Source organism: Acidobacteriota bacterium (genome assembly GCA_028875575.1).
Classification (GTDB): domain Bacteria; phylum Acidobacteriota; class Terriglobia; order Versatilivoradales; family Versatilivoraceae; genus Versatilivorator.
On record JAPPDF010000030.1, the window covers coordinates 81,533 to 96,076 of the forward strand.

Consider the following 14,544-nt stretch of genomic DNA (forward strand, 5'->3'; position numbering starts at 1 on the left):
CTTACGAACGCCAGGCTCTCAAACCAGGCCGAGCCTCTTGAGAAGGTCTTCCAGCCGCCGCCGGTTCCCGGGCTGCATGGGGACCAGGGGCAGGCGGTAGACCTCTTCGATCAATCCCATCATGGACATGGCCGCCTTGACCGGCACCGGATTGGTTTCCAGGAAGTTTGCCTGCATGAGTTCATAGAGGCGGTAGTGCAGTTCCCGGGCCTGCTTCCAGTCGTCCTCCAGGGCCAGGTGGATCATCCGGGCAAACAGGTCTGGAACCTGGTTGGCAACCACCGAGATGCAGCCGTCGCCTCCCACGGCCATCAGAGGGATGGCGAAGGAATCGTCTCCGGAGAGAACGCTGAAGCCGTCGGGGCGGTTCCTCAGGATCTCCATCATCTGGTCCAGATCCCCCGAGGCCTCCTTGACGCCGGCGATGTTGGGTATCTCGGCCAGCCTCAGCAGGGTTTCGGGCAGTATGTTCACGCCGGTGCGGCCGGGGATGTTGTAGATGATGATGGGCACGTCGGCCGATTCGGCGATGGCCTTGTAGTGCTGGAAATGTCCTTCCTGAGAGGGCTTGTTGTAGTAGGGGCCCACCGAGAGCACGCCGTCGGCCCCCATCCTGGCGGCTTCCCGCGTGAGCTCGATGGCATGGCGGGTGCTGTTGCCCCCACCCCCGACCAGTACCTTGGCTTTCCCCTCGGCGTATCGGACCGTCAACTCGCAGACCCGCAAGTGCTCGTCCAGCTCCAGGGTGGGAGCCTCTCCGGTGGTGCCGCAGGGAGCCAGCCCGTCCACGCCGCCGGCAATCTGTCGTTCGACGATCTCTCTCAGGTGGTCTTCCTCGATCCTGCCCGAGCGGTCGAAGGGAGTCACCAGGGCGGTGATGGCGCCGCGGAAGTGTGGGGATTGGGTCATGGTTTTGTGTCCGCCGTTCCCTGCCCGTCCAATATTTCCTGCAGCATCCGGCTGAAGGAGTAGAACCCCCGGCGCCCCTGGACCCATTCGGCGGCCAGCACGGCCCCCAGGGCGAATCCCAGCCGGGAGCGGGCCCGGTGCACCAGCTCCACGCTGTCGGCGGGGGAGTCGAAAGTCACCGAGTGCGTGCCGGGGAAGTGCCCGGCCCGGCCCGCCAGCAGGTGAAGCTCATCGGGAGCGATGGGACGATTGAGCGAGCCGGTCACGATCCTCCGCTTTCGGGGGATCTGCTCCAGCAGGATCTCCCCGATTCTGCCGGCGGTACCGCTGGGGCTGTCGATCTTCTGGCGATGGTGGGTCTCGTTGGCCAGAACGTCGTAGTCCTCGAAGGAACCGAACAGCCGGGCGGCTCTCTCCACCACCTGGAGGTAGAGATTGAGGCCCAGAGAAAAGTTGGGGGCGTAGACGCAGGCCGTATCCCCTTCCTCCACCACCCTTCTGGCCAGCGGCAGGTCCCGGTACCAACCGGTGGTGCCCACCACCAGCGGCTTTCCCAGCTCGGCGATGCGCCGCAGGTTGGGCAGAGCTGCCTCCGGCCGGCTGAACTCGACGCACACCCGGGCGTGGTTGAGTTCCGACTCCTCTTTTGCGGAGGCGGTTCCTCGGCCCCAGCACGATCCCACCCGGGCCACGATCTCATGGCCCCGCTCCAGGGCGGCCTGCTCGACCGCCCTGCCCATTTTGCCATAACCGATGAGGGCAATCTTCATGGAGTCTCCGGCCGGGACATCCTACCAGAGGAATCCGGCCGACCGGCAGCAGAAAGCGGGGGTGGGCTTGCCGGGAGGCCGGCCACTGGAGGATCGGGCGGTGTCAAGCTGCTCAGGTCCATTTCGATTTCCAGCCCAGCGCCAACGCTCGAATGACCAAATCCATGGTGTTGTCGGGCTCTTCGCCGGACTCGGCGAGCTCGCGCCGGAACAACGGCCAGTCCTGGGGACGCGCGGCGAGCGAGCAGGCCAGAGACGCTGCCTGCTGCCGTAGCGATTCCTTCGCCATCCCGGCAGGCAGCGTTCCGAAGGCGATGCGGTCCAGGACGGCAGCGAAGGCGTAGGCCGCGGCGACTACGCCAGGCTCGAAGAACACGGCCTTCCGGTTCTTCCGGAGAAACGTATGTTGCACCTCGGGGAGTAGCTTGGCAAGGTGGCTGAGCGCCCGCTCCTCGGTGAGCCCAAAGCGTCCCAAAGCGTGGAAGAGCCCGCAGATGCAGGACGGCTCGAGGCCTTTCTGCCAGCGCAACGCCTCTTTCGTCGCGTCCTTGACGGCGACGCCGATGATTTCGCCGAGCTTGACGTGCGGACTGGTCGAATCGCGGGACTTCCGACCGGGATCAAGCGGCGCTGCCAGACAGAACTGGTCCGTGCCGGTGCCGGTCGCGATCGTCGGCGAGTACAGGCTCGGGACAGCGAGCTCGGCCAACACGGCAGACTTCGCCTCGGTCATCGTCACCACGGCGCGCGCCTGGGCCGAGGCGGTGATTGGGCAATTGAGCAGCAGGATGGTGTTGATCGTGCCCTGGTTCGCCAGCTTCCTCCAGCCGTCGTCGGTCTCCGCCCACTGCGCGGGGTCGCTTGCCCTCGCCGCGTTGCCGGAGACGCCGGCGGTGACCAATGCATCGGCCCGGATGTCCTCGAACTCGGCCCAGCGATGCGTGGCGTAGGCCATGTTAACAGCCGTGCCCATCAGCGCTACGTTTTCCGGGTCGACTCCCATCTCTGAACACACGTGGTTGTGATAGCCGACGAGCCCGAGGCGATGCATAAGCTCCTGTCGCGCCACGTCGCCGCGGGCTTCGCAGCTCTGGTGGTTCACCAGGTAGCGCAATTCGTCCTGCTGTCCGCCCCCGCGCGCGGAAGTGCTCAGAACGCGGTGAGCCGTTAGCAACTCGACGACGAGATGGCGGCCGCAGCGGCGAGCGACGAAAAGGTCGGAGGTGTGCAAAGTCTCGGCGGGAAGCCGGTGCGGTGAAGCTGCCATCTCCTGGAACCCTCGATGATGCACGAGCCGACGTCAGGGAAGCCAGCGCTGCACTGCTCCGTTCGCAGCAGCTTCCGGTCCTGTTAATCCTGTTTTTTGATTAACATCGATGCACAGGATTTTTCTGGACTAATTCGCGGCGTCAGGCACCCTGTAGTCCTGGGTATGCCTAGACCCCAAAGCGATCATCGCCGGTGCCGCTTCCCCTGCAGTGGTGTCCCATCCGGGTGATCCTGTGCATCCTGTGCATCGATGTTAAACAAATAGTGCTTCTCGATTGACCTGGCCCGTCGCGACGGCAGCCGCTGGGCCCAACGCCACGTTCCCCGGTCAGCTCTGCCCGTAACAGCTTCCAGGCCTGTCTTTCCTGCTTCATTCTTTCAATCGTTGTTTTTTGGATCCGCCCCCAGGCTCACCAGGTTGGTGAAGAGGCGGATGGCGCCGGCTACTCCCGCCGGGAGCTGTCGAAACCAGGAGTAGGAGGTGAGCACGTACCGCCCCTTGCCGTAGTCCGCTACCAGCAACCCTCCATCCAGGAGTGGCTCCCCGGGATCGTGGGAGGCCAGCAGCGCCCGGAAACGCCCGTCCCGTTCCTGGATGAAGTAGAGCCCCCGTTCCTGCACCCAGCCGGCAAAATCCTTTCGGGTTATCGGATTGGGATAACGGAAGACCCGGTGCTCAGGTTCCAGCAGGGTAACCGGCGCGTTCTCGTCCGTGACCCGGTGGCTTCGGTCCACGATCCTGGCGGGGAAGGGGGCGTATTGACTGCGGTTCCAGGCGTCCGGAGTGTTGTACTGGACAATGAAGATGCCTCCGGCGCGCACATAGTCCAGTAGCCGGGCATTGTGCTCGATCAGGTCGCCACGCACCTGGTAGGCGCGGATGCCGGCAATGATGCAGTCATAGTCGCCCAGTTCGCCCGCGGCCAGATCCTCGGGCCCCAGGGCCGTGATCGAAAAACCCAACTGAGACAGGGTTTCGGAAACCCGGTCGCCGGCCCCCATGATGTAGCCGACTCTCAGCCCCGGGGGGACCTGCAAGTCCAGGACTTCCACCTGGGAGCGGGCAGGGGAGTAGAGCGGATAGCTCCAACGGTCGAAAACCGAGATCATTCGGTACTGCCGAGTGATCTCGGTTTCGCCCATGCCGGCTATCGCCCGGAAGGAGGCTCTGCCGGGCCTGAGGGCTCCCGAGTCGGCCGATACCCGAAAGGGGATCCCCACTGCCTGTCCCGGCCTGGTCAGGGCGAAGGAAGCCTGGGCCGGCTCGACCTTCCATCCGTTCGGAGGCTTCAGCTCCAATCGCCCCTGAAGTTCTTCCGGGGAGTTGTTGCGGATCCGGAGCTGTATGGTTCGCGGTTCCGCGGCCCTGGCCAGGGGGACCAGGTGAAGGGGCGGCGTCACCTCCAGTTGGATCGGGGGGACCAGGTGGATGGGGACAGGCCGGGTCCCCTTGAGGCGGTCCACATCCAGGTACTCTACCGGCTGCTCGATCTCCAGCCGCTCTCCCCCGTAGACGTAGCCGAGGCGCACCTTGGCCAGCGGAGGCGGCGCCGGGGCCAGGGCCAGCGCCGGATCGTCGACGGTGTAGAAATCCTCGACTCCTCGCGGACGCCGCAACTGGGGACGGCTGGGTTTGGCTTCCGGGGGGACTTCGCCGCCAAGCTCCAGGTCGACATTCTGGCCGGGGAGGAGCATGGGCAAAGGGCTCTGGAGGGCGCGGGTCCGCAGAACCTCGCTTTCCACCTGCAGAGACTGAAGCCTGAGGGACCTCCGGGACCGGTTGACCACCTTGACGGAAATTCGGACGGACTGCCCCGGCGTCAGCAGGAGCTGATCACTGTAAGCTCCGAGAGACAGGCCGCTGGCGAGCTGGAATGCCTCCAGAATATCTTGTTCCTTTTCTTTCAGGAAGAAAGCCAGAACCTCGGAGGCGGAAGACGCCTCCCCGGAGCCGGTCCAGTCCCGCTGAATCGCGCGCAACTCTTTCAACGCCATGGTCAGCACCGGCATGCAGCGGGAGGGGTCCGACGGAGAGAACAAGCTTCGGGCACGTTCGACGATAGTGGCCAGCCCCTGCAGCGCCCCTCCCAGGCCGGCACGCTCTGCCGATCCGGCCGGCCACAGTTCCGCCAGCGCGGGCAACTTCAGTTCCAGAGCCTCCTCGAAGGAGGCCTCGGAAGAGCCGGAAAGCGGGGCGAAGGGCGAGATCGCCCCCAAACGGAGTTTGACCGGATGGCTGCCCGGAAGCGCGTGGGCCCTCCCCATGCCCTGGGAGCGGTGGAGGCTGTAGCCCTGTGCTCCGAGCTGGCGGAAGGAGGCGCCCAGCCAGGGATCGTAGGCTCCCGTGTCGATGGAGAAGCTTCCCGGCGGGTCTTCCCCCCTGTTTCTCAGATAGAGTCGGGCGGCCTTCCAGGGCGGCAGTCCCTGGCGGGTGAGCTCTGGAAAGCGGTCGGGCTGACCGGAAATGTCAAAGGCCTCCCGGGCCAGCAGTCCACAAGCCCGGTGGTGGCCGTGTCCGTCGGCCGGCGTGCCGCTGAAGACCGACAGGATGACCAGAGGCCGAAAGGAACGGATGGTGCGAACCAGGTCCTCCAGGGTGCGTTGGCGCCCCCACTTGTCCAGCGTTTCTTCAGCGCTCCTTGAAAACCCGAAATCGAAGGCCCGGCTGAAGTACTGGCTGGCGCCGTAAAACTCGTTGGCCGCCAGCATCTCCGCGGTCCGGACCAGGCCCAGGGCCTCGAACAGGTCGGGACCCACCAGGTTTTGACCTCCCTCGCCGCGGGTCAGGCTCAGGATGGCGGTCCTGGCCCCCAGGCCCCGGCTGACGTATGTCACCAGCCCGGCCGGCTCGTCGTCGGGATGGGCCATGACAAAGAGCACCCGCGAGACCAGGGGCAGCCGCTTCAGGGACTGGGACAGCCCCACCGCCCCGCGGTCCAGGTACAGCTCCTGACTCTGGCCGTAACCACGAGGCAGGAGGAACAGCAGGGAAAGGAGCCCGGGAAGTAACCGGCGCCATCGAAAGCGAGATCGGATGGGATGGGGGAAATTGTGCGCCATGATCGCGTCCCCAGAGGAGAATTGCGGGTTAATGACCGGCCGGCCGGTGACGTTCGTCCAGGGTGCGCCCGAACAGGAGAAAGACCGTCGCGATCATCAGGATAAGAAGCACACCGTAGGCGGCGGCGCTGCCGAAGTTGAACTGCCTCAGTTGGGACAGGATTTCAACCGAGATCGGCCGGCTGTCCACGGTGTAGATGACGATCGAGGAGACGAACTCGCCCAGGGCGGTCACGAAGGCCAGCATCGATCCTGCCGCTGCCGCCGGTAGCAGCAGGGGCAGCAGGATTCGGCGCAAGCTGTAAAACCAGGATGCACCCAGAGAGCGGGCCGCCCAGTGAAGGTTGGGGTCGAGCTGCTCGAAGCCGGCCTGCACGGCGCGGACCACCAGGGGGATATTACGAATGAAATAGGCCAGAGGCAAGATCCAAAAGGTGCCCACCAGCAGGACCCGGGCCTGAAGCGGATCCGAGATGCTGAAGGTGGTTGCCAGGTTGAGGGCCACCACCGTGCCCGGCAGGGCCCAGGGCAGCAGAGTCAGAGCACTCAGCAGGCGCCGCCCCCGGAGCTTCCTTTGAATCAGCAGCCAACCTGCGGCCAGCGCGAAAACCAGGTTGGCGGCCGTGGCCAGCGTGGCCATCTTGAGGCTGTTGAGAATCGGTTCCAGAAAACGGTCGTCGGCCAGCAGTCGCCCGTAGTTGGCGGCCGTGTATCGGGGAGGCAGGATTTGGGTGGTCCAGGTTCCGTCCTGGCTGAAGCTGATCAACACCAGGGTGAGATGGGGCAGCAGCAGGAAGAGCACCGCGGAAATGCCCAGCACCGCCATGGCCAGCCGCAGGCCCTTTCCCCTGAAGGGTCGCAGGCTGGGGCTGGCGCCCTTGCCCACCGCGCGATACTTGCCGGTGGCTTCGTATCGCTGCAACAGGATCAGGAACAGCAGGGAGACCATTGTCAGCACCACCGTCTCCACCAGGGCCATCTCCAGGTCGCCGTTCAGCTTGGAATTGTAGATTTGAAGCGAAAGGACCCGTACCCCTCCGCCGAAGATGTAGGGAGCGCTGAAGCTGGCCATGGAGGTCATGAAGGTGAGCAGAGCGGCACCCACCAAGGCGGGAGTGAGCACCGGCAGCGTCACCCGCAGGAAGGTCCGCGTGCGGGAGGCTCCCAGCGAAAGGGAAGCCTCCCGCAGCGATTCGTCCAGACGCTTGAGCGCGGCCGAGACGAACAGGTAGAAGTAGACGTACATGGTGTAGGCGTGCACCCACAGGATGGCCGGAATGCCTCGCAGGGAAAAGGGAGGCTCGGACAGCCCCAGCAGCATCTGGAGGCTGCGGGTCAGGATGCCGCTCTCGCCATAGAGAAAAAGGAAGGCGATCACCCCGACCAGGGGCGGCAACAGCACCGGCAACGAGGCCAGGGCGGCAAAGATACGCCGTCCGGGAAAGTCGAAGCGGTGGAAGACGAATGCCAGCGGGACGCCGATGAGGGCCGAGAGCAGTACGCTTCCCAGCGAGATGGACAGGCTGTTGCCCAGGGCCTCCATCTGGGAGGGGCTGCTGAAGAAATCCGCGTAGTGTGCCAGCGTGAAGCGGTTGTCGCTGACCAGGCTTCTCCACAGGACAAACAGGTTGGGATAGAGCACCAGCCACAGCAGCAGCCCGAAAACGGGCAGGGTCAATACCAGCGCGGATCTTGGGTTTACGGAAATGCGCACGTGTTTTGCAAGATAGTGAAGCCAGATGAAGTTTGAAGTAGGAAGTTTGAAGGGTGAAGACTAGCTGATCGACACGCCAAGCATCTTGTCAGTCTCGGCGCGGATTCCGCCCCCGCCCTGCCGGGCGAATCATTGGCGGAAGAAACTGCCGATGGTTGATGAAGACGAACCACGAATAAACGCGAAGGCTCATGGACCTCATTTGGCGCTCTTGCTCCTCACCCCCACCCCCCACACTCCAAACTTCAAACATCCTCCTTCAAACTTCAAACTTCAAACTTCCTACTTCAAACTTCAAACTTCCTACTTCAAACTTCCTACTTCAAACTTCAAACTTCAAACTTCACCCCCCGGCAGCAAGTACAACGCCCGGGAAGAACAGAAGAGCTCGATCTCGTCGCCGACCCGGTATCCCGCGGTCGCCGGCGAGTTGGTCCGGCTGGCCAGCACTCGCAGCCCCCTTCCCTCCAGGAGATATTCCGTGCTGGCTCCGGCGAAGCGCCGGGAGCGGACCCGAGCCGGTCCCAGGGCCAGGGAGTCGTCGGTTGGATCGAAAGTCACGTTTTCCGGACGCAGCAGCATGCGCAGGCGGGCGCCCCGGCGCAGCTTCCCGTCTCTCGCGGAGCGGGGAAGCCGCAGCACGGCTCCCGAGGGCAGGGAATAGATCTCGCGGTTCTCGCTGTATTCCCTGAAGGTCACATCCCATAAATTGGATTTGCCGACAAAGCGCGCCACCCTTTCGTTGGCCGGTCGAAAGTAGAGTTGGTCGGAGGTGCCCACCTGCTGCAGCGCCCCGTCCCACAGCAGCGCAATGCGGTCGGAGAGAGCGAAGGCCTCTTCCTGGTCGTGGGTGACGAAGATGGCCGTTATGCCGAGGGTGCGGATGAGTCGGTCGAGCTGGGCGCGTGTCTGCTCCCGCAGGCTGGCGTCCAGGTTGCTCAGCGGTTCGTCCAGTAGCAGGATTTGCGGCTCGATGGCGACGGCGCGGGCCACGGCCACCCGCTGCTGCTCGCCGCCGCTGAGCTCGAAGACCGGACGCTTTCGATGCGGGGAAAGTTCCACCAGCTCGAGTGCCCGCTCCACCTTGCTTCTTGCTGCCTTGCCTGCAATTCCCCGCGCCCTGAGTCCGAAGGCGACGTTCTCGAAGACGTTGAGGTGCGGGAACAGGGCGTAGGATTGAAATACCATCCCCATGTTGCGCTTCTCGGGCGGAATGGGGGCGATATCCCGGCCGTTGACCAGGATCTTGCCCGCGGTGGGCTTCAGGAATCCGGCAATGAGGCGAATGGTGGTGGTCTTGCCGCAACCGCTGGGGCCCAGCAAGGTCAGGATCTCCCCGGGAGCGACCTGCAGGCTGAGCCGGTCGAGCGCGGTGAGTCCCTCGAAGCGCTGGGTCAGATCCTGCAGTTCCAGGTGTGCCATCGGTTGGACTCGCTACGTCGGGCCGATCCCCGCTTCATCAACCGCTGCCCGGGGACCTGCCCGCCGCCGGTCCGGCGGCCGCCTTTCCGGCGTTCCCCTTGTGGCGAATGTGTTCGTCCCAATAGCGCATCCACTCCCGCGAATGCTTCCGCAGGAGATCCCTGTCTAGGGGCATGACCGGGATCGGGGTCTCACCGATCCAGGAGGGCAGCTCGGATGCGGGGATATCGTTTCGCGCGGGGATACGGAAGAACTCCCGGGCCGCCCGGACCAGGCTTGGCGTGGAGGTGACGAACTCGTAATACTCGCGGGCGGCCGGTAGCGGCTCGGACTTGGCCACCAGGGCAATGCCGTCCATGACCACGGGTACGCCGCTGGCGGGCAGCACGTAGGCCAGCGGGTAGTCGTATCGGGCTCGCTGCAGCTCGATGTCGGGCATGTTCCACAGGGTGACCCAGCCCTCGCGGCGGGCAAGCTTCTGGCTCAGGATGGTCAGGTTGGGAACATAGTCCTTGGTGTTGGCGTCCAGCCCCCTCAACCAGCGGTAGCCGCCCTCCGGAGACCCGGTCTTTTCCATCTCCCTCAGGATCATGGCGCAGAAGATGGTTCGCATGGTTCCGGAGGCCAGCGGATCCCTGAGGATGATCTTCCGCCTCCACTTGGGGTCGAGCAGGTCATCCCACTCCTCGGGAGCCTCGTCCGGCTTCAGCAAGGCGTTGTTGTAGGCGATGACTTCAGGGGTCCTGTAGGTCCCATACCAGAAATCCCCCGAACCCCGGGCCTCGGGGGGGACGGTCTCGGCCCAGCTGGGCCGATAGGGCAGCAGCAGTCCTTCCTCTCCAGCCTGCTCGAAGAGGTCGGATGGCGCCCCCCACCAGATATCGGCCTGCGGATTGTTTTTCTCCGAGCGCAGCCGGTCCAGGACGTCCTGGCTTCCCATGTCGAGCCACTTGACGTCGACTCGAGGGTAACGGGCCTCGAATCGGATTTCGTGGTCGGACAGCAGTTCCTTGCCGTGGGGGGAATAGACGATCAGGGAGACCTTGCCGTTCTCTGGCGGGGAACAGGCCGCCAGCAGCAGGCTGCCGGTGATCGCAATGACCAGGAGAGGGCGCGCCATGTTTCCTATCGGGCCGGCCGGTGGTTGGTTCAACCCTGGTCGCAGGTCCTGAAGGCCTGGAGGAGGGCTTCAATGGGATCGCCGACAGGGAGGAATTCGTGACCCACGTATCCGTCGTAGGAGGTTGCCGCAATGGCTCGGCAAATCCCGACGTAGTTGAGTTCCTGGGTGTCGTCGATTTCGTTGCGCCCCGGATTGCCGGCGGTGTGGATGTGGCCGACGTAACCGATCATCTCGCGCAGAGTTCGGATCACGTCGCCCTGCATGATCTGCATGTGGTAGATGTCGAACAGCAATTTCACCCGGGGGCTGGAGACCATTTCACAGACGGCGATACCCCAGTCCGGGCGGTCGCACTGGTAACCGGGGTGGTCGATCTTGGAGTTCAACAGCTCCAGGTTCAGGTTGACCCCTTTTTCTTCGGCGTAGGGCGCCACTCGTTTCAATCCCCGGGCACAGGCGAGGATACCTTCGAAGTCGCTGCGCTCCGGATGGCGGTTGCCGGAAAAGCAGATCAGCCCGGGAATCCGATGCCTGGCTGCCAGCCGGATGGAGTCCCTAAGCTCCTGCTCGATCTGGTCGTGGTTGTCGGGGTGGTTGAGACCGTCCTCCAGGCTCCGGTGACCCGACATCGAGGCCACCTCCAGGTTGTGGCGGCGGGCGGTATCCACCGTTTCCTCGAAATCCTCGTCCCGGTACCACAACTCCACCGCCGGGTAGCCGATCCCGGCCGCGGCTTCGCACAGGGTATCCAGGGAGAGGCTCGGCGGCTTGACCATCGGGAAGCAGACCGATTGCTTGATCCGCATGGAAGGCCTCCGCCTGTTCCGAGCCACCGGGCTTCCACTCTGCGGCGCCGGAAGCCGTTAGTGTTCTGTAACAGGACACTATACCTACTGGGACTCCGGTTCTTCGACGCTGATCTTGAGTGATTTCAGGAACTTGATGTCCTGGGAGGTGATATTGAGTCTGGCTTCGACCTCGTCGCTTTCGGTGAGGACCGGTTCCTCGGCGGATTCCTCGCTCCTCTTGTTGAAGCCTATGGTGGCCTCCAGCACCAGGAAGACATCGTAGCCGGAGTTCCGGATGGTGGCGATGGCGCCGCTGATCGATTCCGAGCTCGACAGGGTATCGTTGATGGCTTCTCCCAACTCCTTCATCATCCGCTTCAACTGCTCGTCCATTGGCTCCACCCGTCCCCACCCGGCCTGCCGTTTGCCTGCATGCCGGGCGCTGATGAAATTGTTACCTGGGCCGCCTTCCCGGAATCCCTGTCCGTGCGCGATGTTACTTCCAACCCGCAGGGGTGTCAAGGAAGGCGGCGGGGCGCCGTAGGCCGACACCTGAGGAGCTCGGAAGATCCACGAAGCAACACGAGGATTTATCCACAGGGGACCACGAAGACCCACGAAAGGGATGGACAGGATAGCCAGGACGAGACGTTGCTGCGCTAGATGCTGACGGAGGAGATGAGCCGTTAGGGATTCGCGGATGCCGAGGAATATTGGGCAACTGACCCCTGAAAAAAATCCTGTGCATCCTGTGCATCGATGTTAATCAAAAAAACAAGGATTGACAGGATGAAGCAGGAATAACAGGAAGAGAAGCTGTTGCACGCGGAGCTGACCGGGAATCGGGCGTAGGGCACAGCGGGCACCCGCGACGGTTCAGGACAATCGAGAAGGACCATTGATTGAAATCGATGCACAGGATTAATAGAACGAGACGCTGCTGCAAATGAAGTTCAGCACAGCCTCATAATTCGCTTGAAGTCTGACTTCGGGGCAAGGCGGCTCGGGACAAAAATCCTGTATATCCTGTTCATCCATGTAGATAAAAACCTAAAAAACATGGATGCACAGGATGGACAGGATAACCAGGACGGGAAGCTGCTGCACGAAAAGCTACGGGGGCAATGATCCGTTATGGATTCGCGCATGCCCAGGAATAGCGGACGATCAACTTCTAAGAAATGATCCTGTGCATCGATGTTGACAAATAATCTCCTCGTGCTTGATGCCGGGAACCGATTTCGTGACCTCGGTGTGATTTCGCGCGCTTCATGTCCCTTTGTGGCCGGTTCCTTCCCCAGGGACGCTGGACTGAGCCCCTCCAATCCCGCCTCTTGCCCTGTGCTATGATGAAGCCCATTTCGAACGAGGGAATACGGCATGGCCGGGAGCTGGCTGGAGCGGGTGAAATCGGCCTTTGGGGAGGTCGGCAGGAGCATCCACAAGCTCTTCCTGGAGGTGACCGGATTTCTGTTCGCCGTCTTCGGCGGATTCCTGTTGCTCAGGGGATACCAGTTTATTTCGGAGCGAGAGGTATTCCAGTTCAAGGACTACTTCATGGTGGGCTCCTTCGCCCTGTTCGGCCTGCTGATGCTGGGCTTCGCCGTTCACTCCTTTATCCGGGTCCGGTCGATGAAGTGAGGCTCAGGCCGGTTTCCCTCTTCCCGGTGCTTGCCGGCCACCTCCTTTCCAGGCCGCGTCAGTCAGCCTGATGTCATCAAACCGCAAATTCGAGACGACCTCCGGAATCCGGCTCGATCCCTTCTTCGGGCCCCGGCACTTGGAAGATTTCGACTACCGGAGGGACCTGGGGGATCCCGGAAGCTATCCCTTCACCCGGGGAGTCAGGTCCGGCATGTACCGGGACCGTCTGTGGACCATGAGGCAGTACGCCGGGTTCGGGTCGGCCCGGGAGTCCAACGCCCGCTACAAGTACCTGTTGGGACTGGGCCAGACCGGACTCTCGGTGGCCTTCGATCTGCCCACCCAAATGGGTATGGATTCCGATGCGGCCATGGCGGCCGGCGAGGTTGGCCGGACCGGCGTGGCCATCGACAGTCTGCGGGACATGGAGGAGCTCTTCCGGGGAATACCGCTCGACCGGGTCTCGGTCTCGATGACCATCAATGCCACCGCCGCGGTGCTAATGGCCCTGCTGGTCGCCTTGGCGCGGAGCCGGCAGGTCCTGCCGGAGCAGCTATCGGGCACGATTCAAAATGACATTCTGAAGGAGTACATCGCCCGGGGCACCTACATCTATCCCCCCGAAGCTTCCATGCGGCTGGTCACCGACCTTATCGGCTACTGCAGCCGTAACCTTCCCCAATGGAATCCGATCTCGGTAAGCGGCTACCACATCCGCGAGGCAGGGTCTTCGGCCGTCCAGGAGCTGGCATTCACCCTGGGCAACGCCATCGCATACGTCGAGGCCTGTCTGAAGTCGGGTCTGGCCATCGATGCCTTCGCCCCCAGAATTTCCTTCTTCTTCAACGTTCACAATCACTTCCTGGAGGAAGTGGCCAAGTTCAGGGCTGCCAGGCGCTTGTGGTCGCGAATCATGAAGGAGCGTTTCGGAGCCCGCAATCCCAGGTCCTGGATGTTGCGCTTCCACGCACAGACGGCGGGAAGCACCCTGACCGCTCAACAGCCGGAGGTGAACACGGTCCGGGTCACCCTGCAGGCTCTGGCCGCCGTGCTGGGAGGCACCCAGTCACTGCACACCAACTCTCGGGACGAAGCCCTGTCGCTGCCCACCGAGGAAGCCGCCGGGCTGGCGCTGCAGACCCAGCAGGTGATCGCCTGTGAGAGCGGAGTGGCCGAGGTGGCCGATCCGCTGGCGGGCTCCTTTGCGGTGGAGTCCCTCACTGATGCCCTCGAGAAAGGGGCCCGGGAGTACCTGGCTCGGATCGAGGCCATGGGCGGCATGATGCAGGCCATCTCGCAGGGCTTCGTCCAGCGTGAGGTTCAGGAATCTTCCTACCGGTACCAGCGTTCGGTCGAGAGCGGCGAAAGCACCATCGTGGGCGTCAACCGCTTCGTTTCCGAAGACCGACCCGGGATCCGGATCCATCAAATCGACCCGGGGGTGGAAAGGGAACAGCGGCAACGGCTGGCCCGGGTTCGGTCTTCGCGGGATGCCAGGGCGGCGGGCCATGCCCTGGACGCCATCGCCGAAGCGGCCCGAAGCGGGGAGAATCTCCTCCCGGTCATGATTCGGGCGGTAGAGTGCGAAGTCACGCTGGGGGAGATTTCCGACCGATTGAGAACCATCTTCGGGGAACATAGGGAGAACCCGCAGATTTAGTGGGGTCGGTGCTGGTCCTACTCGCTCTCGGTGCGCCGCGTTGACCCCCCTCCGGCTCGACTGCGGACGGAGTCTCCTATCTGGCGATCTTGCTAATTCCGTCCCCCCCACCGGTTCGACTGCGGGCGGGGCCCTTGTCTCACCGACTCCTGTACCGTTCTGAGAAGGACCTTTGGCGGATAATC

Annotated in this window: 11 protein-coding genes; 2 read left to right on the plus strand and 9 right to left on the minus strand. The window is 63.3% G+C overall.

Annotation, left to right across the window (positions count from 1 at the left end; genetic code table 11):
- Positions 1-18: 18 nt before the first annotated feature.
- The 9 genes from dapA to OXI69_04055 form a co-directional block, all read right to left on the minus strand.
- Positions 19-909, minus strand: a complete 891-nt coding sequence (gene dapA / locus OXI69_04015) for a 4-hydroxy-tetrahydrodipicolinate synthase (GenBank protein MDE2665297.1) — start codon at positions 907-909, stop codon at positions 19-21.
- The gene (dapB, locus tag OXI69_04020) at positions 906-1,679 is read right to left on the minus strand and encodes a 4-hydroxy-tetrahydrodipicolinate reductase (GenBank protein ID MDE2665298.1); all 774 of its coding nucleotides are present in this window, start codon (positions 1,677-1,679) and stop codon (positions 906-908) included. The genes dapA and dapB overlap by 4 nt, the downstream gene beginning before the upstream one ends.
- A gap of 112 nt (positions 1,680-1,791) precedes the next feature.
- Positions 1,792-2,946: an adenosylcobinamide amidohydrolase gene (locus OXI69_04025; GenBank protein ID MDE2665299.1), complete on the minus strand. Its 1,155-nt coding sequence runs from the start codon at positions 2,944-2,946 to the stop codon at positions 1,792-1,794.
- 380 nt (positions 2,947-3,326) lie between these two features.
- Entirely contained in the window at positions 3,327-6,008 is a 2,682-nt protein-coding gene (locus tag OXI69_04030) for a PIG-L family deacetylase (protein MDE2665300.1), read from the minus strand.
- 28 nt (positions 6,009-6,036) lie between these two features.
- Positions 6,037-7,722, minus strand: a complete 1,686-nt coding sequence (locus OXI69_04035) for an iron ABC transporter permease (GenBank protein MDE2665301.1) — start codon at positions 7,720-7,722, stop codon at positions 6,037-6,039.
- 336 nt (positions 7,723-8,058) lie between these two features.
- Positions 8,059-9,144, minus strand: a complete 1,086-nt coding sequence (locus tag OXI69_04040; GenBank protein ID MDE2665302.1) for an ABC transporter ATP-binding protein — start codon at positions 9,142-9,144, stop codon at positions 8,059-8,061.
- A 37-nt stretch (positions 9,145-9,181) separates the two neighbouring features.
- Positions 9,182-10,264 carry an extracellular solute-binding protein gene (locus tag OXI69_04045; GenBank protein MDE2665303.1) on the minus strand — a complete coding sequence of 361 codons (1,083 nt, stop codon included), beginning with the start codon at positions 10,262-10,264 and terminating at the stop codon, positions 9,182-9,184.
- Between the two features lie 29 nt (positions 10,265-10,293).
- Complete coding sequence (locus tag OXI69_04050) at positions 10,294-11,073, minus strand: TIM barrel protein (protein MDE2665304.1); 780 nt, start codon at positions 11,071-11,073, stop codon at positions 10,294-10,296.
- Positions 11,074-11,157: 84 nt separating this feature from the next.
- The gene (locus OXI69_04055) at positions 11,158-11,448 is read right to left on the minus strand and encodes a hypothetical protein (protein ID MDE2665305.1); all 291 of its coding nucleotides are present in this window, start codon (positions 11,446-11,448) and stop codon (positions 11,158-11,160) included.
- A 987-nt stretch (positions 11,449-12,435) separates the two neighbouring features.
- Between OXI69_04055 and OXI69_04060 the strand changes: the two genes are divergently transcribed.
- Both OXI69_04060 and OXI69_04065 read left to right on the plus strand, forming a co-directional pair.
- Positions 12,436-12,696: a hypothetical protein gene (locus OXI69_04060; protein ID MDE2665306.1), complete on the plus strand. Its 261-nt coding sequence runs from the start codon at positions 12,436-12,438 to the stop codon at positions 12,694-12,696.
- A 70-nt stretch (positions 12,697-12,766) separates the two neighbouring features.
- Positions 12,767-14,359, plus strand: coding sequence for a methylmalonyl-CoA mutase family protein (locus OXI69_04065; GenBank protein MDE2665307.1), 1,593 nt, complete (start codon positions 12,767-12,769; stop codon positions 14,357-14,359).
- Positions 14,360-14,544: the final 185 nt, after the last annotated feature.